General features: G+C 58.8%; 1 pseudogene. It reads right to left on the reverse strand.

The window, feature by feature from the left end:
- Nucleotides 1-1,048: pseudogene (locus tag L8H52_RS30300) on the reverse strand (type IV secretion protein Rhs); the annotation flags it as partial.

Consider the following 1,048-nt stretch of genomic DNA (forward strand, 5'->3'; position numbering starts at 1 on the left):
GGCTTTACGTGGGCCTTCGCCATCGAGCATGGCCAACGGACGGAAGGTGCCCGGTTCATAGATGTAACTGCGGTAGCGGTTTTCGGCGCTTTCAGCGATCAAGCGTTCGCCTTGCCACAGGAATTCGGTGATGTGGCCGTCGACGGTTTTTTCTATACGTCGACCGAAGGCATCGTACTTGTAGGTTGCAGTGCTGCCACCCGGCAGGCTAACGCCGATCAAGCGGTGCTGGCAGTCGTAACGATACTCGGTGACGAGTTTCTGTCCTGTGCCACGGCGTTCGCGACTCAGGTTGCCGTACGCGTCGTACTCGTAGTGGCGGTCACCCTGCATCAGCAGGCGGTTGCCTTTGACGTTGGCGAGGTTTGCTGTGCCTTCATTGCTTTGGCCCAGCAGGTTGCCCGCCGGGTCATGGGCGAAGCCTTCCGGAGTAGCACCGCGCACGCTGATGAGTCGATCGAGCGGGTCGTAGTGGTAGCTGCGATTGCCTTTGCGGCTGTCATCAATGCCAGCGAGGTTGCCGTTAGCATCGTAATTATAACGACGCTGGAACAGGTTCTTGTCTCGCTGGCCAACAGTGTGGGCTTGCAGGCGGCCTTGTTCGTCGTACTGGTATTGGCTGAGCAGCAGACCTTGCTGACGCTGTTGTTCGCGACCGGCGCTGAACTGGTGAGAGGTCAGACGTGAGCCATTGAGGTCGATGTTGCTCAGTTGCCCGCCCGGTTGATGACGGTAATCGAGTTTGCTGCCGTCAGGGAGGCGGCAGTGTTTGAGCTGACCAACGCTGTCGTATTCGTAGCGCAGGGTGCCCCAGCCTTGGTGTTCTTCGATGAGGCGGTCTTGCAGGTCGTATTTGTAGGCGAGCGGCCAATTGCCGTCATCGACGTTTACGAGGCGACCGAGGGCGTCGTAGCTGTAGTGGATTTCTTCGCCATCGGCCAGGGGTTTCACCAGCAGCCGGCCAGCAGCATCACGCTGATACTCAGTGACCAGTTCGCTGCCATCGTCGCCGAACTCGGTTTTCTTCAGCAGTTGCCCGTTGAGGTCA

Source organism: Pseudomonas sp. CROZ-RG-20F-R04-15 (assembly GCF_022662375.1).
GTDB lineage: Bacteria > Pseudomonadota > Gammaproteobacteria > Pseudomonadales > Pseudomonadaceae > Aquipseudomonas.